Source organism: Nitrosococcus oceani ATCC 19707, from assembly GCF_000012805.1.
Taxonomy (GTDB): domain Bacteria; phylum Pseudomonadota; class Gammaproteobacteria; order Nitrosococcales; family Nitrosococcaceae; genus Nitrosococcus; species Nitrosococcus oceani.
The window spans coordinates 3,257,107-3,279,996 of sequence record NC_007484.1; the positions used below are offsets into that span (position 1 = coordinate 3,257,107).

23 protein-coding genes and 1 tRNA gene are annotated in these 22,890 nt (G+C 51.0%); 4 read left to right on the top strand and 20 right to left on the bottom strand.

Annotated elements, in window-relative coordinates; genetic code table 11:
• Window positions 1-133 precede the first annotated feature (133 nt).
• From NOC_RS15235 to NOC_RS15280, 11 genes are all read right to left on the bottom strand, one after another.
• The gene (locus NOC_RS15235) at window positions 134-718 is read right to left on the bottom strand and encodes a HupE/UreJ family protein (RefSeq protein ID WP_002812995.1); all 585 of its coding nucleotides are present in this window, start codon (window positions 716-718) and stop codon (window positions 134-136) included.
• An 18-nt stretch (window positions 719-736) separates the two neighbouring features.
• Window positions 737-1,348: an urease accessory protein UreG gene (gene ureG / locus NOC_RS15240; protein ID WP_002813278.1), complete on the bottom strand. Its 612-nt coding sequence runs from the start codon at window positions 1,346-1,348 to the stop codon at window positions 737-739.
• A 14-nt stretch (window positions 1,349-1,362) separates the two neighbouring features.
• Window positions 1,363-2,037, bottom strand: coding sequence for an urease accessory protein UreF (locus NOC_RS15245; RefSeq protein WP_002814063.1), 675 nt, complete (start codon window positions 2,035-2,037; stop codon window positions 1,363-1,365).
• Window positions 2,034-2,537 carry an urease accessory protein UreE gene (gene ureE, locus NOC_RS15250; RefSeq protein ID WP_002813797.1) on the bottom strand — a complete coding sequence of 168 codons (504 nt, stop codon included), beginning with the start codon at window positions 2,535-2,537 and terminating at the stop codon, window positions 2,034-2,036. The genes NOC_RS15245 and ureE overlap by 4 nt, the downstream gene beginning before the upstream one ends.
• 18 nt (window positions 2,538-2,555) lie before the next feature.
• A complete protein-coding gene (gene ureC, locus NOC_RS15255) occupies window positions 2,556-4,256 on the bottom strand; it encodes an urease subunit alpha (protein ID WP_002813914.1) in 1,701 nt (566 codons plus the stop codon).
• Window positions 4,253-4,558, bottom strand: a complete 306-nt coding sequence (locus NOC_RS15260; RefSeq protein WP_002814038.1) for an urease subunit beta — start codon at window positions 4,556-4,558, stop codon at window positions 4,253-4,255. Before NOC_RS15260 ends, ureC begins: the two co-directional genes overlap by 4 nt.
• A 30-nt stretch (window positions 4,559-4,588) precedes the next feature.
• Window positions 4,589-4,891 carry an urease subunit gamma gene (gene ureA, locus NOC_RS15265; RefSeq protein WP_002812631.1) on the bottom strand — a complete coding sequence of 101 codons (303 nt, stop codon included), beginning with the start codon at window positions 4,889-4,891 and terminating at the stop codon, window positions 4,589-4,591.
• A gap of 17 nt (window positions 4,892-4,908) precedes the next feature.
• The gene (locus tag NOC_RS15270) at window positions 4,909-5,799 is read right to left on the bottom strand and encodes an urease accessory protein UreD (RefSeq protein ID WP_002813294.1); all 891 of its coding nucleotides are present in this window, start codon (window positions 5,797-5,799) and stop codon (window positions 4,909-4,911) included.
• A 77-nt stretch (window positions 5,800-5,876) separates the two neighbouring features.
• On the bottom strand, window positions 5,877-6,974 hold the full coding sequence (yut, locus tag NOC_RS15275) for an urea transporter (protein WP_231561853.1): 1,098 nt from the start codon (window positions 6,972-6,974) through the stop codon (window positions 5,877-5,879).
• Between the two features lie 382 nt (window positions 6,975-7,356).
• Entirely contained in the window at window positions 7,357-7,533 is a 177-nt protein-coding gene (locus NOC_RS17075) for a metallothionein (protein ID WP_011331083.1), read from the bottom strand.
• 81 nt (window positions 7,534-7,614) lie between these two features.
• Window positions 7,615-7,884: a hypothetical protein gene (locus NOC_RS15280; RefSeq protein WP_002812872.1), complete on the bottom strand. Its 270-nt coding sequence runs from the start codon at window positions 7,882-7,884 to the stop codon at window positions 7,615-7,617.
• Window positions 7,885-8,465: 581 nt separating this feature from the next.
• On the opposite strand from NOC_RS15280, the gene NOC_RS15285 reads away from it, so the two are divergent.
• Window positions 8,466-9,662 carry a hypothetical protein gene (locus NOC_RS15285; protein ID WP_002812678.1) on the top strand — a complete coding sequence of 399 codons (1,197 nt, stop codon included), beginning with the start codon at window positions 8,466-8,468 and terminating at the stop codon, window positions 9,660-9,662.
• On the opposite strand, the gene NOC_RS15290 is transcribed toward NOC_RS15285, so the two are convergent.
• The 8 genes from NOC_RS15290 to gspE form a co-directional block, all read right to left on the bottom strand.
• The gene (locus NOC_RS15290) at window positions 9,659-9,937 is read right to left on the bottom strand and encodes a hypothetical protein (RefSeq protein WP_049750822.1); all 279 of its coding nucleotides are present in this window, start codon (window positions 9,935-9,937) and stop codon (window positions 9,659-9,661) included. The genes NOC_RS15285 and NOC_RS15290 overlap by 4 nt on opposite strands.
• Window positions 9,938-10,102: 165 nt before the next feature.
• The gene (locus tag NOC_RS15295; protein WP_002813600.1) at window positions 10,103-11,272 is read right to left on the bottom strand and encodes a glycosyltransferase; all 1,170 of its coding nucleotides are present in this window, start codon (window positions 11,270-11,272) and stop codon (window positions 10,103-10,105) included.
• Window positions 11,273-11,307: 35 nt separating this feature from the next.
• A complete protein-coding gene (locus NOC_RS15300) occupies window positions 11,308-12,531 on the bottom strand; it encodes a hypothetical protein (protein ID WP_011331085.1) in 1,224 nt (407 codons plus the stop codon).
• Window positions 12,532-12,607: 76 nt separating this feature from the next.
• On the bottom strand, window positions 12,608-13,057 hold the full coding sequence (locus tag NOC_RS15305) for a type IV pilus modification PilV family protein (protein ID WP_002813409.1): 450 nt from the start codon (window positions 13,055-13,057) through the stop codon (window positions 12,608-12,610).
• A complete protein-coding gene (locus NOC_RS15310) occupies window positions 13,050-13,559 on the bottom strand; it encodes a GspH/FimT family protein (protein ID WP_002812067.1) in 510 nt (169 codons plus the stop codon). The genes NOC_RS15305 and NOC_RS15310 overlap by 8 nt, the downstream gene beginning before the upstream one ends.
• Before the next feature lie 74 nt (window positions 13,560-13,633).
• Window positions 13,634-14,068, bottom strand: a complete 435-nt coding sequence (gspG, locus tag NOC_RS15315; protein WP_011331086.1) for a type II secretion system major pseudopilin GspG — start codon at window positions 14,066-14,068, stop codon at window positions 13,634-13,636.
• Window positions 14,069-14,084: 16 nt separating this feature from the next.
• Complete coding sequence (locus NOC_RS15320; protein WP_002813246.1) at window positions 14,085-15,317, bottom strand: type II secretion system F family protein; 1,233 nt, start codon at window positions 15,315-15,317, stop codon at window positions 14,085-14,087.
• 2 nt (window positions 15,318-15,319) lie between these two features.
• Entirely contained in the window at window positions 15,320-17,062 is a 1,743-nt protein-coding gene (gspE, locus tag NOC_RS15325; RefSeq protein ID WP_011331087.1) for a type II secretion system ATPase GspE, read from the bottom strand.
• 253 nt (window positions 17,063-17,315) lie between these two features.
• On the opposite strand from gspE, the gene asd reads away from it, so the two are divergent.
• A complete protein-coding gene (asd, locus tag NOC_RS15330; RefSeq protein WP_002814236.1) occupies window positions 17,316-18,236 on the top strand; it encodes an archaetidylserine decarboxylase in 921 nt (306 codons plus the stop codon).
• Window positions 18,237-18,357: 121 nt separating this feature from the next.
• On the opposite strand, the gene rnr is transcribed toward asd, so the two are convergent.
• Entirely contained in the window at window positions 18,358-20,526 is a 2,169-nt protein-coding gene (rnr, locus tag NOC_RS15335) for a ribonuclease R (protein WP_002813637.1), read from the bottom strand.
• 85 nt (window positions 20,527-20,611) lie between these two features.
• Here rnr and NOC_RS15340 point away from each other — a divergent pair.
• Window positions 20,612-20,698, top strand: a tRNA-Leu gene (locus NOC_RS15340).
• Between the two features lie 819 nt (window positions 20,699-21,517).
• Window positions 21,518-22,837, top strand: a complete 1,320-nt coding sequence (locus NOC_RS15345) for a YncE family protein (RefSeq protein ID WP_002812461.1) — start codon at window positions 21,518-21,520, stop codon at window positions 22,835-22,837.
• Window positions 22,838-22,890: the final 53 nt, after the last annotated feature.

The following is a 22,890-nucleotide window of genomic DNA, read 5'->3' on the forward strand; positions in this document are numbered from 1 at the left end:
TCCACGGACAGACAATCTCCTCCGGCCGAATAAAGATTTTATGACCGGATAGAACCTCTTCCTAAAGTGTTTGCTGGAGGCGAGAAAAACAGCCCGCGCAACGAATGGTTGCTGCGCGGGCCAGGAAGCTTCCCTATGAGGCAAGCAGCCACAGGCCAGCACCTGCGGAACAGGTGCCCAGCATACGGACAAGAGGGGCAAAACGAGGGGGCAGAAAGCTGACGAGTCCAAAACCAATGGCATGCAGCGCCATGGTAGCCAGTACAAAACCCATGGCAAATCCGGCCGGGCTAGCCAATACCGGAATCTCCACCCCATGGGCATAGCCGTGGTTAACGGCAAACAAGGCTGTTCCCAATATCGCTACGAACAGGGGCAAACGTATGGCTAGGGCAACCAATAAACCCAGGGCGAGCACAGATACGGCGATAGCGTTCTCTACAAACGGCAGCGTTATTCCAAGATAAGCCGCCGATAGGCCGGCAAACAGCATGGCCAGAATAAAAGTCGCTGGCACCACTAGCCGCGCCTTCCCTTGCTGCTGAGCGGCCCATAGTCCCACGGCAAACATTGCCAACAAGTGATCCAAACCGGTCAAAGGATGCAGCAATCCGCTGATGAAGCCAGAAAAGTCATGCTCCGTATGGCCGGGGTGAGCCAGCGCAATACTAGAAAATAGTAGCAATGCAAGAATGGATAGGTATTTTTTTGTCTTCACAATAAACTCTCCCTCTCATTAGGTTTTAAACAGACCTTGGCGTTCAATGAAATCAATGATCTGATCGAGCCCCTCCCCGCTTTTTAAATTGCTGAACAAAAAGGGGCGCTCGCCACGCATTTTGCGTGCGTCTCGGTCCATGACTTCCAAGGAAGCACCTACGAGGGGAGCTAAATCAGTCTTATTGATAATCAGCAAATCGGATTTACAAATTCCAGGACCACCTTTACGGGGGATTTTCTCGCCCGCGGCGACATCAATCACATACAGGGTTAAATCGGACAACTCAGGGCTGAAGGTCGCCGCCAAGTTGTCGCCGCCGGATTCCACCAAGATCAGATCAAGATCTGAAAAACGCTGGCTAAGTTGGGCCACCGCCTCCAGATTAATAGAAGCATCTTCCCGAATCGCCGTATGAGGACAGCCGCCTGTTTCCACGCCAATAATCCGCTCTTGCGCAAGCGCCTGGTGGCGCACCAGAAATTGAGCATCCTCCTCGGTATAAATATCATTAGTGACGACGGCCACATTGTAGCGATTGCGCAAGGCATTGCAGAGAGAAAGGGTAAGGGTTGTCTTACCGGACCCCACCGGACCTCCTATGCCAACACGCAGAGGTTGCTTACTCATTATTAATAAACCTCCTAGGATCGAAATAAACGAGTGTATTGAGTTTCATGGATCATAGAAGCAATCGAGAGGCCCAACGTACCGTTGGCCAGCTGCTCATCAGAGCATGCCAGAGCAGTCTCAAGAGCTTCATCCAGTTCTGGCAACAGCTGCGAGAGCAGCCGCTGGGCCGCCTGCTGACCCAAAGGTAGCGCTTTCATTAACGCCGCCAGTTGATTTTCTAGCCAACCCCAAAGCCAAGCAGCCACCGCGCTTCGGGTGTCAAGGTTCCAAGTTCGAGCAGCCACTGCCCAGACCAAGGGCAAAGGCGGTTCCACAAAACCCAACAGCTGATGCCGCATCGCCTCATCCAATTCAGGCAAATCGTTTAACAGCTGAACCAAGGAAAAACCCATTTGCCGGCTTTCCTGGTATAGCTCGCGGGTTTCACGGCTGGCGACATACTCTTCCGCCCAATAAAATAACTGCTGCCACTGCCCCTGGGCCGCTGCCTCCAACATGCGGGCAAACAGGGGCGCTTCAAAACAGGCGATATTCATGGCTAATTGGTCAGAAAGCCAGAGGCGGACGCTGTCGGCATCCCAGACAATGCCCTGATCGATAGCGCTCTCTAGCCCCTGGGAATAGGTATAGGCACCAATAGGCAATTGCGGACTTGCTAGACGCAACAAGGGCCAAAGACTGTTCATTGGCTCCCTCCGAAATGGTGCAAACGGGGCTTGGAATGGAACTCATCCCCCTCATGATGGCTGTGACTATGATGGTGGCCCCCTCCATAAGCGCCCGATTCGGGTTGGTAAGGAGCAGTAACCTCGAAAACTTCCACACCGAGGCGCATTAGCATATCGCGCAGCACATAATCTGGCGGTAAACGCAACCAGTGCGCTCCTATCTCCAAACGCACATGACGATTGCCCAGATGATAGGCAGCCCGAACCAAAGTAAGCGGATCGGAGGTGCGTACCTCCATCAATAGCTCGGGCTTAGCCTGGATAGCCAGTACCAGGCCTTCCGCGGTTCCCAAGCGTTCTCCTTCAACTAGAGGCGCGCCCCGTTCGATGAGAAAAGCGGCCTCACGGCCATCGGGTAATGGGAAGCGCAACCGGCTGCGCTCCCGCTGCTCAAAAGTAAAAGCCATCTCTAGATCTGCCGGAGTATCGCTTGGCAGACGCCGCTCAAAGCACAGCATAAGCTTAAAGAGTCCCTGCTAAAATAGAAAATAACGTTGGGCCATGGGCAGAACCTTAGATGGCTCGAACCATAAAAGCTGGCCATCGGCACGCACCTGATAGTTCTGAGGGTCCACTTCTATGCGCGGCAGCGCGTTGTTATGGATCAGATCGCTTTTGCGCAGGCCGCGAATATTTTTCACCGCCACAAGACGCTTCTGGAGGCCCAGCTTCTCGCCGATGCCTTCATCTAACCCTGCTTGGGAAACAAAGCTGACGCAGCTCGCGGTGCGGCTGCCGCCAAAACTGCCGAACATGGGACGGTAATGCACCGGCTGCGGGGTGGGAATAGAGGCGTTGGGATCCCCCATGGGAGCAGTGACAATCACACCTCCTTTTAGCACCAAACTTGGCTTAACCCCAAAGAAGGCTGGTTTCCACAGCACCAAATCCGCCAGTTTCCCCACTTCTATCGAGCCGATCTCGTGGGCTATTCCATGGGTGATCGCCGGGTTAATCGTGTACTTGGCAATATAGCGCTTAATGCGAAAATTATCATGATCCCCCTTATCCTCCGGTAAGGTACCCCGGTCGCGTTTCATAACTGATGCGCTCTGCCAAGTGCGCAAGATCACCTCCCCCACCCGGCCCATGGCCTGGGAGTCGGAACCATGCATACTCAACGCTCCCATATCATGTAGGGCATCCTCGGCGGAAATCGTCTCCCGCCGAATACGGCTTTCGGCAAAGGCCACATCTTCCGGAATGGAAGGGTCCAGGTGATGGCAAACCATCAACATGTCTAGGTGCTCATCTATGGTATTTGCCGTGAAGGGAGTGGTCGGGTTAGTGGAACTAGGCAGTACGTTCGCCTCGCCGCAAGCCTTGATGATATCCGGCGCGTGGCCACCCCCGGCACCTTCCGTATGATAGGTATGAATAGTGCGGTCCTTGAAGGCGGCAATCGTGTCCTCAACGAAACCGGATTCATTGAGGGTATCCGTATGAATAGTCACCTGCACATCGAAACGCTCCGCCACGCTCAAACAATTATCAATGGCGGCTGGCGTGGTACCCCAGTCTTCGTGCAACTTAAGACCGAGTACCCCCGCCCGTACCTGCTCCTCAAGGGATTGGGGTAAACTGGCATTGCCCTTACCTAAAAAACCCATATTTATGGGGAAAGCATCCGCCGCCTGGAGCATCCGTCCAATATTCCATGACCCCGGCGTGCAGGTAGTCGCATTGGTGCCAGTTGCTGGGCCTGTGCCGCCGCCAATCAGGGTAGTCACCCCCGAGGTTAGCGCTTCTTCCACTAACTGGGGACAGATAAAATGAACATGGCTATCGATACCTCCTGCGGTGAGAATCTTGCCTTCCCCAGCAATAACTTCAGTCGCGGCCCCAATATTAATATCTACGTTAGGTTGGGTGTCAGGGTTCCCGGCTTTGCCTATCGCCGCGATACGACCATCCTTGATGCCCACATCAGCCTTGATGATTCCCCAATGGTCTACAATGAGAGCATTGGTAATCACCAAATCCATGACCTGATCCCTGGAAAGCTGGCTTTGGCCCATCCCATCACGGATGACCTTGCCACCACCAAATTTAACCTCATCTCCATAGGTCGTTAAATCCCGTTCCACTTTGATCCACAGATCCGTGTCGGCTAAACGCACCCGGTCTCCTGTAGTAGGGCCATAGGTATCCGCATAAGCGTGCCGAGAAATTTTCATAGCGCCCCCATAATTTTGCCGTTAAACCCATATACATGGCGCCGCCCTGCATACTCCACCAGTTCTACCGTACGGCTTTGTCCAGGTTCAAAACGCACCGCATTACCCGCCGGGATATTTAAGCGCATCCCCCGGGTCTTATCCCGATCGAAGGACAAGGCGCCATTGGTTTCAAAAAAATGAAAATGAGATCCTACTTGGATGGGGCGATCACCCGTGTTAGCTACACTGATCGAAAGCGTACGGCGGCCCGCATTAAGCTCGATATCTCCGCCCGCTGTTTGTACTTCCCCTGGTATCATGGGTATAGATCCTCTTTATTATCATTAATTTTAGGTAATAGGATGGTGGACCGTCACCAGCTTAGTACCATCGGGAAAGGTGGCCTCTACCTGGATATCAGATATCATTTCCGGCACTCCTTCCATGACTTCATCCCGGGTCAATAAAGTCGTGCCGTGGTGCATCAACTCGGCAACGCTCATACCCTCCCGTGCTTTCTCCAGCACGGCTGCGGAAATGTACGCTACTGCCTCCGGATAATTGAGTTTCAAACCCCGCTCGCGGCGTCTTTCGGCTACCAAGCCCGCGGTAAAAATCAGCATCTTGTCTTTTTCCCGTGGAGTGAGTTCCATAAAACCTCCTTAACAGTTCAGGTATTCCAAATACGAGGAATAGATACGGAGCGGCCCAATAAAGCGGGACGCAGTTCTTGCCACAAGGCGATAAACCAATTGCGCGCTGCCTCGGTTTCCTCACCCAGAAAGCGCGCGACAACTAGCCCTGGAAGTTGGCTCAAACCGCCACGCCCTCCTTCGATTGGAAGGCTGCGGCAGGCGGTTAACTGCTGATCGTTTAGCTCTCCACTCGCGAGCAAGGTGCCCGCCACGGGATAGCCAGCAAAACCAATGGGCGATTCGAGCAATCGGCTGCCCCCAAGCAGTTGCATCCGCTCACTCCAAAGCAGACGGCCGTTGCGGCGCAGGCGAAATCGTTGATAAATCCGTCCTGAGTTAAACCGCTCCCCGCTGGCAGGCCGGCCAAGGGCAATAATATCCCAAGCAATTACCTTGGCATCCTCAGCCAAGTCAATAGTGGTATCCAACGCTGTCTGACAACCTGCAAAAAAAATGGTCTCTTGGGGCAACCATTCAAGGATGCCACCAGGCTCCGTGCTCAATGCCAGGTTTTGCCGAGCTAACGAAACCTCGGAGCGGTACCACTTTGCTGCCCCAGGACTGGTCAGCTGCGCCCAGGCATGGGAGCCCGCATGTATTTGGATATCCAAGGTATCACCCCCCGCGATACCCCCGGGAGGATGTAAAATCATATGCTGACAAACTGCTGGCCCTTCCGGATAAAGGTGTTTTTGTACCCGCAGCGGTCCTTGATGACGCCGCAAGACGGGCACAGTGCGCATTTTCACCCGCTGATAACCAAGTTCAAGCTTAGCGGGCCAAGACAAAGGGAGTAGGTCAGTTTTGGCAGGAGGAGCATCCGCCGCTTCACAAGGCATCTGCTTAAAAACAGCTATTTTTTTCATAGGCCGCTCGCTTCAATTCATAAAATGAGCGTATAAAACCCACTGGGGACTAAAGATTTTAGGGCTCTGCGACACCTCTATTCCCTTTGATCCTCCATCGGCTTTTCTGGGTCCAGCTGATGCGGCGAATCACGCCTTTTTTCAGGGGCCCCCTCAATTTCCTGGGCCGCAAAGCGAGCTAAATTGGCTTCCGGGGTAAGAGCTTCCGCTGGCAGAATATATCTTAATCTGCCAACACTCATCGCCCCGAGCAGCAGCGCCCAGGTAACGATAACAAAGGGGAAAGTGTAAACGGGAAATTCCAGGTGATACAGGGCAAGCCCAACCGCCAAACTCACCCAAACGGTAACCACCACGCCAAACAAAGCATAGAAGCCAGAACTGATAGTAAAACGAACAAATAAGACGACCGCTAATGCCGTTAAAATTGGATTATAACTGTGAAGTCCTAGTCGAATACTCTCCTCAGTCACACCAAATAGCATGGCTGCCGTAATAGATAGCAACGCTGCTAGCAAACCCATGATTGCGCTGATACGGGAATTAATGAGAATCCCCAGTAAAATTAGATATCCCGCAATGGCGCTATCTTGCAAAAAAATCTCACTGAATCCCTTGCCAATGCCCATGTACCAGGTTTCTAAAGTGTATTGCCGATATTCTTCTATACGGTGGCCAATCTCAGGCTGAAAAAGTTGGTAGGCATAGCTCTCCAAGGCGCCCGGCGTTTCAAGCTTGACGGTATGCTCAACCGATCCTACGAATATCCAAGCGCACAACACAAAGGGCATGGTCAAAGCAGGCATGTTCCAGGGAGAAAGAAACCTGCTGAGCGCCATCATCACCACCGTTGAGAAAGCTGATCCCATCACAACCAGAGACCATATCTTCCAAACCGGCAGATCACCCAGGGTAACATTATGACTACTATAAAGACTGATCGCGATCCCTACCAAAACGCCATTAAAACCCAACAACCCAGCCCCAATAAGATCCTTATCAACCTTTAATAAAACGGCTGTCAGAGTACTGACGATCACTCCCACTAAAGCTGCCGTTCCCGCTGCTAAAGAAGCAAAAAAAAGGCCGGTTAGAATAACCAGCCCTGAGATAGGATTGTTCTGAAATACAACTTGCCCAACGCCTCGCAGCAAAACGCTGACAGCTTTTATCATTATTTTTAATGACTGCATAACCCTCACACTTTCATACCCTCGCACTTTCGTAGCTTATTACTATATAACTTATATTTTCGGCTTTTGTAAAGTACTCTCTCTAAATCATAAATCACGTGGAATAAGCTTCGCCCAACCTCTCGGGTAAGTATCGCTTCGCTACCAGCACTTACTAGGGGGTATTTAAATAAAAGTAATGAGGTCAGATAATAGAATAAAATATTACAGAGGAGGCAGTAGAGAAAAACTTAAAGACTGCTATTTCCCCCATACCCTGCTCTGCCTCCGCAGTTCTTTATATAATTCACGAACTAATTTTCAATTAGAAATAATGGGATGATGAACTCGGGTTGCTGTCTCTAAATCTTTGGAAAACAGCTTATTATCCAGCCTGTTGGTTGCGGCAAGCACATGCGCCGTGTTCACAGCCTTGCTCCCTAGCGCACGCTTCACTACAGTATACTTGTCCGTCTTTCTTTACGCCTTCCTCAGCGGTGACGACACACGAGCAGGGAGCATGCGCGCATTTCATCGTAGAACTCTGCGTGTCAGTATTCATTTACTATAGTCTCCTCATTATACAAGCGCCAAGGAAAAAGACTATCGGAACTAACGATAGTCTTTTTCCAACCTGGTTTTCTTATTCTTTCGGCATGTCTACATCTACGTCAGGTACTTCTATCTCCTTTGTTTCAGTATCCACATCCACATCAGGAACTTCTATCTGTTTTTTCTCGGTGCCCACGTCCACATCTGGAGTATCTACATCATATTCTGGCATTTGGCCCGACTCTGTTTGGATATCAACATCTGGCATCTCACCTTCTTGCGTTTTATCCACATCACAACCTGCTAGCACAAACGAAAACGCTAATAATAACGCGCTTATACTCAAGTTTTTATAAATCATAATACCTCCTGTGGCATTTTATTTTTACTACGTTTTGCTTTTCCTTAACCCTGACGGCAATATTTTTGAGTTCTACTAAAAGCACTCCACATTAATACTAGTACAAGTTAAATTAGCCTGCATTAATATTTTTACTATCAACCTAATAAATATTACAACTTCATTGTCAAATTTGCGTTTTTATTAGAACCATCAATGCGCTAAATTGAACCCGATTACGACCTGATAGAACGCCCTCCAGCATTTGCGCTATACACTACAAGAAGCACATGTAATCTACACATTACAATTGTGTGCTAATTGGATAGATCTAAACCAGTCTCGCCACTTTGACAAGGTAAATATTAATCATTTATGTTAATTTATACTGCCCGCGCAAATAAGGACATCCTGCTTAAGCACAGCAGGAAAGGGCAATTAGAACTTTGGGGAAGGGAAAAAGTTAAAGTATAAGGAGAGACGTTTGAGTGTCGTTGCTTAACCTCTTTTTTGGGAATTCCAAATTAATTATTTTACCTAATGTTAGCCATGGATAAAATATTATAATGGCTATAGCTTATTTGAATAGACGTTAGCTTGAGATGGCTTCTAACTTACAATCTTACCCTCCAAACACAATAGAATTAGGATGGCTGATTATTAATGAGCTGGAGTCCGTAGAAGAAATTTCTATCTCTCAAGGACGGGCTCAAATGCTCCAATACCTGCAACAGCACTTTCCTCAATTTGAATGGCGGATGCCCGTCATTAAACGGACCGAACAGCCTCACGGCACCCTGGAAGCCCCCACCGATTTACTACAAAAAGGCGAGCATGAGCGGGAAATCCGGCGCTGGGATTATGCGTTTGTAGTCACCCGCGCCGATTTAAAAAGCTATTATAAACCTTACGCTTTGGCAATACCTTCCCGGGCCATAAATGTGGCGGTGCTCTCCACTGCTCGGCTTGCCTTTCACTTGGATGACGATAAAAATAACACGGTCATGGCGCAGCAGATCTTCGCCTTGGGAATGCACCTATTAGGTGATTTAAATGATTTGCCCCATAGAGATGATCCGAAAGGATTTATGTATCCGCCCCGAATCATCCGTGACCTAGACGGAATGACAAGCTATTCACAGAAAGAGCAAGAACAACTTGCTGAAGCTTTTGCAGAGGTGGGAGACATTCGTTTAGAAGAACAATTCCAAACCGGCAAAACGCGGCCCTGGCTTTTCTATCTTAAAGTCCTCGGGAGGAGTCGCGGCGATATTGCCAGCGCTGTCATACAAGCTAAACCTTGGGAGTTTCCTTTTCGATTAAGCCGCTTAACGGCAGCAGCGATCTCCACTTTGCTTGTCCTGATCATCACGGCTGAAGTCTGGGAACTAGGCATGAGCCAACCGCCGCTGCTTGTCACTGGACTCTCACTGCTGGCATTGACCGGCACCAGCCTGTTTATTCTGAAACGGCAGCAGTTATTGCTCCATCGGGGCAAGCGCCCATTAACCGAACAGACGGTTATTACCAACCTTGCCATTACTACGGTGGTGGTCCTGGGAATGACGACCACTTACCTGATGTTATTTTTGCTAGTGCTACTCTTAGGGAAGGTCTTCTATAATCCCGTCTTGCTCCAAGGATGGGCTGCCTCCCTAGAAAGCCATATTTACCTCCGGCACTATTTGGTGCTATCCGGATTTATCGCCTCCTTAGGAATAATGATAGGCTCGCTAGGCGCTTCCTTTGAAGGCCAGCGTTATTTTCGTCATGTCACCTATGTAGACGAGGAAATTTAAGGAACGTTGCCCCTCCCTTTAAGCCATAAAATAAAAGCAGCCGGCACATGCGCGGCGCCAAAACCATTAAGAAAAGCCAGCACAGGAGGTATATTCGCACTTCCTTGATAACGGCTTACCGAAACAAAACCTACACCCACGCCTATCACCACCAACATCAGGCGGACTATCCAACTTTGGGTGGTACTCGTAGAATGAGAGGGGATGCGGTACTGAGCATAAACTACCGCGCCCACCATAGCTAAAGTCCAAATAAATATCCATACTATACTCATAGTAATATGTTTCTCCTGGCTTTTAGAGGCACCTTTCAAGGCTCACGATATCGTTGCACGGTCTTCAAAAAAGCAAGCAACCCAACCGGAATAGTCTTTATCAATAGGAGTAAAACCGCCTTGCATTTACCCCTATCTCTCTATCCAGAAACCAGGCATCGTCTCTCACACGCGAGGATAAAGCACGGCTGTTCTTTCCGCAATGCGATCGATTTGAAAATACTGACGAAAACGCTGCTCCCCCGCCTTACCAAGTGATTCCCGTTTTTCGGGAGTGTGCAATAAATCTCCGAGGGCTTGGGTTAAGCTAGCCGGGTCTTGAGGGGGGCACAATATTCCTGTTTCTCCATCGGCGACAACCCAGCCCACGCCAGAGCCCTCTATCCTGCTGGCGACTACCGGCTTTGCAAACTTCATGGCTTCCAAAAGCACGACTCCAAAGGCTTCGGTCCGCTCGATGGAAGGCAAGCAAAAGACATCGCAGGTTGCCAATAGCGCATTGCGCTGCGCCTCCGTGCAGCCACCCTGCAAGCTGACCCGCCCTTCCAAGGCTAGCTTTGCAATCAGCGCCCGCAGTTTCCCTTCGCCAGCGCCGGCGCCAACCACCACCAAACGGGCTTCTGGCAAAGCTTTAATGGCATGTAAGAGTACCTCATGCCCTTTGTAGTAGGTCAGACGGCCAATAGTAAGTACTCGCAAGGACGTTCCATCTCCCCAGAGCCGATGGGCGTCTGCTTGCTCGGTTTCACTAGGTCCCGGCAAGCGGGACGGATCGAGGCCAAGGGGAATGGTGTGGCACTTCTCTCGCCAGAGCCTTAGCGCCAGGCTGCTATTAAGGTAGGGAGGCGAAGTGGCGATGATAGCCGAAGCGCCCCCCAGAAGACTTTGTTCAAAAGGGCGGTAAAAAAGATAAGCGGGAGCAAGGAACTTGTCGTGACGGGATGCAACAACATCGGCATGCCAGTGGATGATCCAGGGCAGCCGCCGGGCTACCGGCACCACCATGGCCCAAAAAGCGGAGGTATTGGGAAGGTGCAGATGCAAAAGGTCTGGTTTAAAATCCCGGATAGTTTTTTGCAGCCAGAAAGGAAACTGAGGGCTGACCGGGGCATAGAGAAAACGGCCATGGCAGGGGGCGCGATAAACGGGAAAGGGCCATTCGGCGGGATCGGGATGATGGGAACAGCGCCGTTGCCGGGGCATAAGATGATCGTGAACCAACGCCGCCACCTCAATACCTTGCCGGGATAAAGCTCCTAACAAATCCCGCAGAAAATACTCCATCCCACCAGCGAAAGGCGGGAAAAATTTGCCAATGTGGAGAGCCCGTAACATTTAAGAACCGCTTTAAGCTAAACGGGATGAAAGGCTTACCGTAGTTGATAAAGGACGCCCATGGTGGCCTCGTGAATCTTTTTTGCCGCCAGCTTTACCCTTTCTCCTCCTCTTTCTTTCAGGAACTCCTTTTCTGGATCAAAAATAAAGTTAGGAGTCGCGCCGAGTATCAAAACATAGTCACCTCTTTGGGCATGGGCTTGGCGGGGCAAATGGATGCCATAATCATGAATATTGTAGGGCAGTAAATGGTAACGCACCCGAAGGCGAGTATAAGGATCTTCTTCTAAGGACTTTGCCGTTACCAGAAAAACGCGCTGGGGAATAGACTCTAAGTGGGCCTTGATCTCAACAGCAAATTCAAACAGCAGCTTATCTTCGGCAGCCCGGTGTTTTTCCGCCCATCCTTTGCCGCCATAGCGGTCATAGGTTGCTTGCAATTGCTGCCAAAGACCCGCTTGCCAATGAATATCAACCGCCAGCCATGCCAGCAAAAAAATCGTTCCTATTACGCGCCAATCCCAGTACCGGCGCTTAAAAATACTCCCCACAACGTACAAGCATAAAGCAAGTCCAGCCCAAGCGGCTGCCCCTATCAGCGGTGGAGCCAAAGCATTACCCTTTGCCACAAAATTAATGGAACGCTGACTCCAGCCTCCGAAAGTACGCCAATCAGGCCCTACCAGAGCCAGCAATGTCCCTGCCGAAAGCGGTTTAAAATCGAGCTCTTTAATCACCACCGGATCAGGAAGTGTGTTACGGAAGCCGAGACCAAATTCAATGATGGCGCCCCGCCAGGCGGGGTGATGGTTAAGCCGCATCAAAGTGCTTTCCTCCCCATCCCAGCGCAAAGGCAAAGAAATCACCTTTCCCGGCGCCGTTTCCCTGCGCCAAAAAAAGACCGCTTCCATGTCTGGCTGGAGGCCCTGTAAATGATATTCGAGAACAGGATATTGCGCTGCGGTCAGGGTAATTCTGCCCGATGAAATGATGGCTTGGCCCCCGGCGGAAAGGGCCTGAAGCTCCAATGATTCCCCCACGCTGGCGCCTTGCCCGGCAACCAATTGCAGGGTATTTCCACGCCAAACCCTAGGCTGAACCTCAGGCAAGGTAAAACCTTTGAGGTAATAGGCCAGAAAACCACCCGCCAGCAGAACGCCGCTGAGGACCATCACCCCCAAGGCTACGAACAACATACGCCAGAAGGAAAAAACAGGGGCCGTACTCAGTGAAGGCACAGGGGAGAGCATCCCTTTCATTAAAATCCCTCGCACAAATATTAAGTTTAATTATTTTTTCTGGAGGTTGAATGCAATGGGGCGGCCAGCACGCCTTCTAGGGCAGGATTGCTCCCAGGCGTAAAGTTTCGAGGACAACCTCTCGCACCTTGCCCCCCCCTGTTTCCCAAAACACTTCTACTCTGACCTGGTAAGGAAGAACAGGGAGATTTATCGGATTATTATCAAAGCCTCCTCCCTGATTTATTTGCCGTCTTTCTAGTTCTTCCAGGGCTTCCTCTGGTTCCACATAGGGAAGGATAGTGGTGCGCCAGCTATATTTCTGGTCGAATTTTCCCTCTTCAACTCCTTCTAAATAGGGCGCCTCCACCCCAATAGCCGCAAGCTTAGTCTCCGCGAGTGAGGCAGCATAAGTATAGTCCTCCGATAATGTAGTGGCCCGCATCCCGGTGGCAAAAATCTGGAGTAATACTCCCAGCGCGACTCCCAGAATAGCGAAGGCTACCAATACTTCAAGTAAGGAGAACCCCCGCTGGCTCCTAATCAAGAATGGCCACCTGACCCGTCAGCCAATTGACATCAACCCCATATTTGCTCTTGCCCTGGGCAACAGTAATGCGACCACCGGTGGAAGTGCCATCGGGGAAGAAGCGGATTTTGCCGATATGATCGCTATCCAGCTCGGAACGGGCGGTAACGAGGGAGATTTCCAGATTATCTGGAATTGGATATCGGCGCTTTTTGCCGGTAATCATAAAATAGCGGCGCTCTAAATCCACTACCAAAACGGCTTCCTGGTGGTGAGTAATGGCTTGGCTGCGAACGTATTTTAGGGCCGCCGCCAATTTCCGAGCGGTGCTTTTCAACTCGGCGTTGGCAACGCCTCCCTGCAATAAAGGCGGTACCAACGCCATCAATATTGCTGCAAGAGCCAAAACGACCAGCAATTCAAGCAGGGTAAATGCGCGCTGGGGCTGGTGCCGAAAAAGTCCCCGGGAGGCGCTCCCCTCCCGCTGGAAGAGGAGAGCGGAAGACCTCTTCACCGCCATTGGACTTGGGCCATGGAGGCTTCTTCCCTAGTCAAAAGCTCCCTACCTTACTTGAAAACATGGTGGTCTGGTGGTTATTTCCAGCTGACGATATCCTGGTCTTCACCCTCGCCTCCTTCGGAGTTATCCGCGCCCAGGGAGTAGATGTCGAAAGCACCGTGCTCACCTGGCGAACGGTAATGGTACTCATATCCCCAGGGATCTACTGGCACCTGCTTTTTCTTTAAATAGGGACCATTCCAGCGAGTAGCCCCAGGAGGCGCTTCCACCAGCGCCTGGAGCCCCTCCTCGGTGCTGGGATAGCGTCCTACTTCCAGCCGGTAGAGATCAAGGGTAGCAGCTAGATCCTCAATCTGGAGACGGGCTGAATCAGTTTTTGCACTGCCTAAATATTTCATCACCTGGGGACCGATAAGTCCCGCCAATAAACCTAAGATAACCAGTACAACCAATAACTCAATAAGGGTAAAACCAAAGCTACCGGCAGGGCTTACTTTCTTTAGTTGCATCAAAATTTCCTCGTTTTTAAAACGCCAATTCATTAACACTCAAAATAGCGACCAATATAGACATAATGATCCCGGCGATGACGACACCCAGGGTCAGGATCAGGACGGGTTCCAATAAGGCCAATAGGCGCTTAATCGTCGATTCCACTTCCAGATCATAAGCCTCGGCGACCTGACCGAGCATATCCTCTAATTGGCCTGTTTCTTCCCCCACCTTAATCATTTGCACCGCCATTTTGGGAAATAAGGCCGTCTCCAGCAAGGGATCAGCCATTCCATGGCCTTGGCGCAGGGCGTCGGCGACCTCGCTTAGAGCTTCCGCCATCACCTGATTGTTCAAGGTATTCTTGATAATCGCCAGCGCCGAAAGCAAAGGCACTCCATTTAGCAGCAAGCTATTCAAGGTGCGAGAGAGACGCGCCACTTCCAGCTTGGCGATCAAGTCGCCCACCAGGGGCAGCCGCAGCAACCAGCCATCCCAGCGATAACGGCGTTCCGGGATTTGTAGCTGATGACGCATAAACAATAAGATGGCCAGAAAACCCAGTAACAGCGCCCACCAATAATTTTGCAGAAGATTACCCGCGGCAATCACGATCTGGGTAGCCACCGGCAAGGCTTTACCCGCGTCTTCAAATAGCTGCTGGAACTGGGGAACCACAAAAGTTAAGAGAATAATGACGGAAAGACCGGCAACGCCCACCAAAATAGCAGGATAAATGAGGGCCGAAGTGACCGCGTTTTTCAATGCTTTGGAGCGTTCCATGAAATCGGCGAGCCGCCCCAGGATCACATCCAAAGCGCCTCCCGCCTCGCCCGCGCGAATCATGCTGATATAGAGGGGAGAAAAAGTTTCGGCCTGGGTTTCCATGGCTTCCGCCAGGGAAGACCCTCCCCTTACCTGCTCTTGAAGCTGGCTTAAAAGTTGCCTTACAGGTCCATCATCGGCAATCTCCATCAAAATACTAAAGGCCCTGTCCAAAGGAAGGCCAGCCCGCAATAGGGTCGCCAGCTCTCCAGTCAGTACCGCCACTTCGTTCTGACGAACCGTTTTCTTGCGCCCGAACAAGCGCTTTCCGGCTGATCGCCGGGATCGGCCCCGGCCTCCGGCAGTCCCCTCCTCAATACGAATGGGAATATAACCCTGGGAATGGAGCCACTCGACTACGCTGGCTTCATCGTCCGCCCGGCGCTCCCCTTCCAGGATTTCTCCTGCTGAAGTTGATGCTTTGTAATGAAAAGCAGCCATGATCACGATTCCTGGCTGACTCGGATCACCTCTTCAATAGTAGTGAAGCCAGAGAGTGCTTTATGAAGACCATCTTCATACATAATACGCATGCCTTCTTTCTGAGCTTGCTTTTGAATCTCCCCCGCATCGGTATGCTGGAGCACAAGACGGCGGATAGGATCGCTCATCACCAGAAATTCCATGATCGCCGCCCGCCCATGATAACCAATCCCGTTACATTGCTCGCAGCCAACGGCCCGATGCAACATCACGGGTTTCTCCTGGCTGAAGCGATGCAATTCCAGCTCCTCTATAAGTTCAGGCAGGGCCTCGTAAGGTTCACTGCAATGTTTACAGAGAGTGCGTACCAAGCGTTGGGCCAAAATACCATTGACAGTGGAGGTCAGCAGATAATCCTCTATTCCCATATCCAATAAGCGGGTAACCCCTCCAGCCGCATCATTGGTATGGAGAGTGGAGAGCACCACATGACCCGTCAGGGCCGATTGAACCGCGATGCCAGCAGTCTCCTTATCCCGCATTTCACCAATCATGATGACATCCGGATCTTGGCGCACGATAGACCGCAAAGCACCCGCAAAAGTAAGGCCAATCTGCGGTTTAACCTGGATTTGGTTGATCCCTTCAAGCTGATACTCCACCGGATCTTCCACCGTTACAATTTTTCGGTCTGGAGTATTGAGTTTATGCAACGCGGTATAAAGGGTGGTGCTTTTACCACTACCTGTGGGACCCGTGACGACAATAATTCCATGGGGCTGTTCCAATACATGCAAAAAACGCTCCAAGGTACTTCCCTGGAAGCCCAGGGAGTCGAAATCCAGCACCACATTGCCTTTATCTAGCAGCCGAAGCACCACGCTCTCGCCATACAGAGTCGGCACTGTCGAGACCCGCAAGTCCAGCTCCCGCCCTTGGATACGAAGCTGGATTCGCCCATCCTGGGGTAATCGCCGCTCAGCGATATTAAGCTTAGCCATAATCTTGAAGCGGGAAATCACAGCAGCGGTGGAACGCGCCGGGGGGGCCTCTACATCCCGCAACACGCCATCGATCCGGTAGCGGACCCGAAGACTGTTTTCAAAAGGCTCGATATGGATATCCGAAGCTCGGGATTCCACCGCACGCTGAATCAACAAATTCACCAGGCGGACGACCGGGGCCTCGCTGGCCATATCCTTCAGGTGCTGGACATCGGTTTCCCCATCTTCGTCCGCCCCCAGATGTTCGACGATCTGTCCCATGGCCGATTTTCCCCCGGCCTGACGATCAAGGGCCGCTTCAATATCCGAAGGCAAACCGACCCGCAGACTGATGGGCTTGCTGTAAGCCAGGGCAATGGCTTCCTGGACATAATCATCACTAGGGTCGGCCATCGCCAGCACCACTGCCTCCTCTTCCTCCAGCACGGGAATGGCCCGGAATTCTTTGAGGAACCGCAATGAAACTTGACCGTTCAGATCGCTATTATCATAATCGTTCGTTGCTAGCAGCGGCAGATCGAGCAAGGCGGAAAAGGCTTCCGCCATATCCCGCTCCGAGATCAACCCCAGCCTTATGAGCATAACGGAAAGCCGCAGCCCTTCCTCCTCCGCCAAACGCCAGGCATGGCGGAATTCACCTGCCCGCAGCTTGCGCCGCTCAATCAAATACTCGCCAAGCTTTTCCTCCAGGCTTTGGGGAACCGCCTCCTCTTCAGGAGCAGGCGTAATAGGAATAGTTTTGCCAAGTTGTTGCGCCACCAAAATAGAGTCCGTCCCTTGCTTGTGCCGATGCCAAATAGCGAAGAAGTACCATGTCTTTAAATATACTTCGGCGAAAAACCACAAAAGAATACCGCATTTCCTGATCAGGCACTCGATTTTATCATTTGCCACCCTATAATCTATACCCTTCAGACCGATCCAACCGGCCAAGGTTTTCTTTTAATAGATGCCATAATGCCGCTATCTCTATAAAATAGCCCTTATTACCGAGGATTAAGGATTAAAATTCATGGCTAACACGGTTCAGCATCGGCTCAGAGACTGGCTTCTCAGTCTCTATCAGCACTTACTTCCCCAACGTACCCTGTCCCAGCTCATGTATCGCCTAACTAGGCATCGGATCGTCTGGCTAACGGGCCTCCAAATCCGCTTATTTGCCCGAATCTTTGGGGTCAACCTGAAAGAGGCGGAGTTTTCCTCCCCCAAAGATTACCCCCATTTTAATGCCTTCTTTACCCGCGCTCTCGGTAAGGAGGCGCGACCCATAGCAGACTCGGCAGATGCCGTCGTTTCCCCCGTGGACGGGTGTATCAGCCAACTTGGCTCCCTCACCGATGACCGCTTGCTCCAAGCCAAAGGCTGGAGCTACAACCTAGTAGAGCTGCTCGGTGGCTCCAAAAGCCGGGCCGCCCCCTTCCGCGGCGGCCAGTTTGCAACGCTTTATCTTTCCCCAAAGGACTACCACCGTATCCATATGCCCTTGGCTGGACATTTACGGGAAATGACCTACTTGCCAGGCCGATTATTTTCAGTTAGCCCGAAAACCGTCAATGGAATCCATAACCTCTTCGCCCGTAACGAACGGGTGGTCAACGTCTTTGACACTGAAGCGGGTCCCCTGGCCATGGTATTGGTGGGCGCTATTTTTGTCGGCAGTATCGAAACTGTATGGGCCGGCCAAATCACCCCACCCTACCGACATCAACCTCATCACCAGCTTTACGAAGGAGAGAAAGCGATCTCCCTAGCAAAAGGCCAGGAGATGGGGCGCTTTAACATGGGCTCTACCGTTATTCTGATTTTCCCCCCCGACACGATCCACTGGCAATCCGAGCTGCAAGCGGAAATGCCGGTACGCATGGGCCAACCCCTGGGGCAACTTATCACCGCCGTCCAGACAGAGGTAGAAAAACAATGGGCCAATGCCTAAAAAGGGGAGCATTGAAGCTATAAACAGGGATGTTGAGCGACCCCCTCTGGTGAGGTCGCGAAGTGATGGCCGTGGAGGATGGGTAATTTCCAGATACGGGCCTAATTAAAAAAATGACGCCTCAAGCCAATTCCAGATCGATTTTCTTCTCATCCAGATCGACCCGGACGACCATGACCCGGACTTTATCGGCCAAACGGTAAACCTGGCGCGTGTGCTCCCCCAGAAGACGGCGACCCGCAGGGTCAAAATGGAAATAATCGTTGCCCAGAGCCGTAACGTGGACCAACCCTTCCACATAAATATCGCTGAGTTCCACGAAGAGGCCAAAAGAGGTGACCCCGGTGATTAGGCCGTCAAAGGACTCGCCTACCCTATCCTTCATATATTCGCATTTGAGCCAGTCTTCGGCATCACGGGTGGCCTCATCGGCGCGGCGCTCGGTCATGGAGCAATGCTCCCCCAGGGCCATCATTTCATCCTGGGTGTACAGGAACGTTTTTGCGGATCGCTGTTCTAGCACATGGCGAATAGCACGATGCACCAGCAAATCAGGGTAACGCCGTATGGGAGAAGTAAAGTGAGTATAGACGGGCAGAGATAGCCCGAAATGCCCATGGTTGTCGGGACTGTAAACCGCCTGCTTAAAGGTGCGCAATATCACTGTCTGGATGAGGTGGGCATCCGGGCGCTCCTGAACAGAGCGTAAAAAGCGGGCAAAATCCTTGGCTCCAGGAGACTCACCCCCCTGCAAAGCCAATCCTAATTCGGCCAGGAACTTGTGTAAATCAACCAATTTATCGTCCGCTGGTCGCTCGTGAACGCGATAAAGGGTGGGCACTTTATGTTGAGTCAGGAACCGGGCCGCAGCCACATTGGCCAGGATCATGAACTCTTCAATCAGACGATGGGCGTCATTACGCACCAAGGGCTGAATGTCCTTAATCTTTTGAGCCTCATCGAAAATGATTTGGGTCTCGCCCATTTCAAAATCAATAGCGCCCCGCCGGGCGCGGGCTTTATGTAACACCTGATAAAGGCTATGCATTGCCTCAAGCCCTGGAAGCACCGTCTTATAACGCTCTTGCAGCTTGCGATCACTACCCTCAAGGAGGGCCGCGGCCTGATGGTAAGTCAACCGGGCTGCTGACCGCATTACCCCGGAATGAAAACGAAAGCTATTTAATCCCCCCCGCGGGCCGATCACCATTTCACAGACCAAACACAGCCGATCCACCTTCGGATTGAGGGAACACAAGCCATTAGACAGCGCTTCCGGCAGCATGGGAATTACCCGGCTGGGGAAATACACCGAGTTGCCCCGTTTTTCGGCCTCGCTATCCAGGGCGGAATAAGGCTGTACATACCAGGAGACATCCGCAATCGCCACCCACAAGCGCCAACCCTGGTCGTGGCGCTCCGCATAAACCGCATCATCAAAATCCTGGGCATCTTCCCCATCAATGGTCACCAGAGGCAGATCCCGCAAATCCAGCCGTCCCGCTTTTGCTTTTCTAGGCACCGTGGTTTTGAAAACCTTAGCCTCGGTCAGCACTTCTTCCGGCCAAACATGGGGTAGTTCATGGATTTGAAGCGCAATATCCATCTCCATCCCTGGCGCCATGTGATCGCCGAGCAACTCCACGATTCTGCCAATGGGCTGGCGCTTGGCGGTAGGCTGCTCCGTGATCTCGGCAACGACAATTTGATTGTCCTGGGCACCTTCCTGATGCTCCAGCGGAATTAGAATATCCTGGCTGAGGCGCTGGTTGCTGGGCACCAAGAAACCCAATGTATCCTCGGCGACAAAGCGGCCCACAACCCGGTGGTTATTCCGCTCTAACACTTCAATCACGGCCCCTTCGCGGCGCCCGCGTCGGTCAATCCCGGTAACCTGGGCGACTGCCCTATCCCCGTGCAGGACAGCACGCATTTGTCGCGCGGAAAGATAAAGATCCTCTCCCCCCTCATCGGGCACCAGAAAACCGAAACCATCCTTGTGACCGATGATCCGCCCCCGCACCAGATCCATTTTGTGGACCAAGCCATAGGCGCGGCGGCGGTTGCGCATGAGTTGGCCATCCCGCTCCATGGCCCGCAGGCGGCGGCGGAAAGCCTCCCGCACCTCCTCGCCGCTATCAAGCTTTAAGGTTTTTATCAGCTCCTTGCGAGTCATGGGTCTACCCCGCCGTTCTAAACATTGCATGATATATTCCCGGCTGGGGATAGGTTGCCCGTATTTCTGGGTTTCACGGGCAAAGTAGGGGTCCTTTTTTTTCCAATCGCTCATTGACAAGTAATTTTTGGGTCGGTAAAGTTTGCGTTTGCTTAAAAGCACCTATTATATCTATCTAAGCACCCCTAATTTAATACAAGCCGAGGTGGCGGAATTGGTAGACGCGCATGGTTCAGGTCCATGTGGGGGAAACCCTGTGGAGGTTCAAGTCCTCTCCTCGGCACCACTTCTTAGGGAAATGTGATGAAATCAGTGTTCTAACAGCTCAAACGCACAAGTAATTTAGCTGGGCTCAACTGTAACATACTCTACCGGCACATTCCCATTATCCATCCCCTTCACTGTCCAAGGCTTCTCATGGGCAAGCAGAAAATTTTTCCGCCTAACTTTCAAATCCAACCCTACCCAGATTTTTCCTTACCTGCCCTTAAACCCTGCACAATCCATACTTGCAACAGGCACACCCAATCTTTAAATAGCCCCAGATTATTGTCCCACTAGCTCCCCACCGATATAACCCAGGTTAACGTTATCCTCGTACAAACAGTATCCGTATCCCGGTAGGGGCAGTTTTACACTACTCAACCGCCGCCGCAAAATGCTAAGCAGTGTATACGCTGGCAACCTGCCAATGATTGTCCTGGATACAAATCAGTCTTCCCCACTGTCACTGCATCCATGAAATCCGTCAATGAGCTATCCCATCCTGCTGTCACAATATGGTCTTTTCTCGAGCAAACCATTAACCCTCTCAGGGGCAACAGGCACATCCCTAAATAAAAAATAACGACTTGCCTAGAAAAATTAACGAAATTACTGCCAGCCATTTGCTAATACTTCCAGCAATCAGTTCATTTGGATAATTGTTGATATGTCAAGAATTGTCGTGCTAGTGGATTTATTATCCACGCGCCAAACTGAGAAGCATTCCTCACAATAAAAAACGATAAAAAAATAAGATATTGAACTGAAAGCCTGCGAAAAATTCCAGGTTGGAATACTTCCAAAAGATTAAGAAATAAATAACAAACGAGGAAATTTTTTAATGAATAAATATGCCTCTTATTTACTATTAGCATTTATATGTTTACTGACTCTGCCCTTAAGCCAAGCTAAAGCGGAGGAACAACAAAATATTTATAATAAATACCTACAGCCCGTGGTAACTGCTATCGATTATCACACACGTATGATATACCTCCTTAATTATGAAAAGGACAAAATAATCACGGTAGATCCGTTTTTTATCGAAGGTTGGCCAGGCGATGTTCCCCTGCAACATACCATGATATTACCGGAGGGAGACAGATTCTACGTTACTACCGATAATACGGATAATCATCCTTCTTATATTATGGCTTTAAAGGTGGATGATATTAACTGGGATAATGGCACAGCAGACGTCGTACTGGATTCAGTATTGCCAGTAGATGTTCCGAACACCCCATCAGAATTCCCCTTTGTAGAATCCATCAACCCTATCCAAGCGATTCCTAACTGGATAGTGTCTCCATCAACCCAAATTCACGGACCCACATTGTTGCCCTATTCAGATTTTGTCTACTTTACCGAATTGACAGGGGACAAGGTACGCGTCGTTAATTATAAAACCAATGCATTTGCTAATGCCGATCCCATCAGCATTCCCGGATATACGGAACAGACTCATGGCGTCATGTTCAATAAGTCGGGAACCCTGGGGTTGGGAACAGGCTATTTTTTTGATAATAGCGTAATCGATTTATATAAAACCAATAGGGAAACCGGTCAATTGGAGGCCGTGAAGCAAATCATGCTAGGTAACGAGAGAAAGCATGCGGCTTTTTCCCATTATGTTTTTTGGCTGGACGAGCGCTACGCCCTCACCGCCTCGATGCAGCTTGGGAAAACCTCTTTGACACCGCCAACCACGCGTAAGATCATCCCGCCGAGCGTGTGGATGATTGATGCCTGGGAGGGAACCGCCACTAGAATTATCAAGCATACCAAACATGCTAATGGGCGTGGCATCTTTCGCTCTGCCTCTGACATTGCTGTTGTTGGCAACAAACTCTATATTGCAGAGGAAGATTCCATTGACCATACCTTCGGTGATGATGGCTATGTTTCCGTCTTCGATATCAGTAACCGCTACCGGCCACGGTTTATAAAAAGATTTAAGCCAGGCGCGGAATTTCCCCAGGGATTTGCTATTGCCCACACCCTGAATCCAACGCCAGACAACCGCTATTTATTGGTAGGCAGTTGGTTTTCAGGGTACATCATCAAAATTGATACCCTGACGGATACGGTCGCGAAGGTGTTCGGTCCTGGAGACGGCCTTGTCATGCCGCATGGTTTGTATGCCGCGGGTGGTATGCGTTAATTATTGATGGTCACTTGCTGAATACGCCCACCGGCCCCTATATTTTTCAAGGC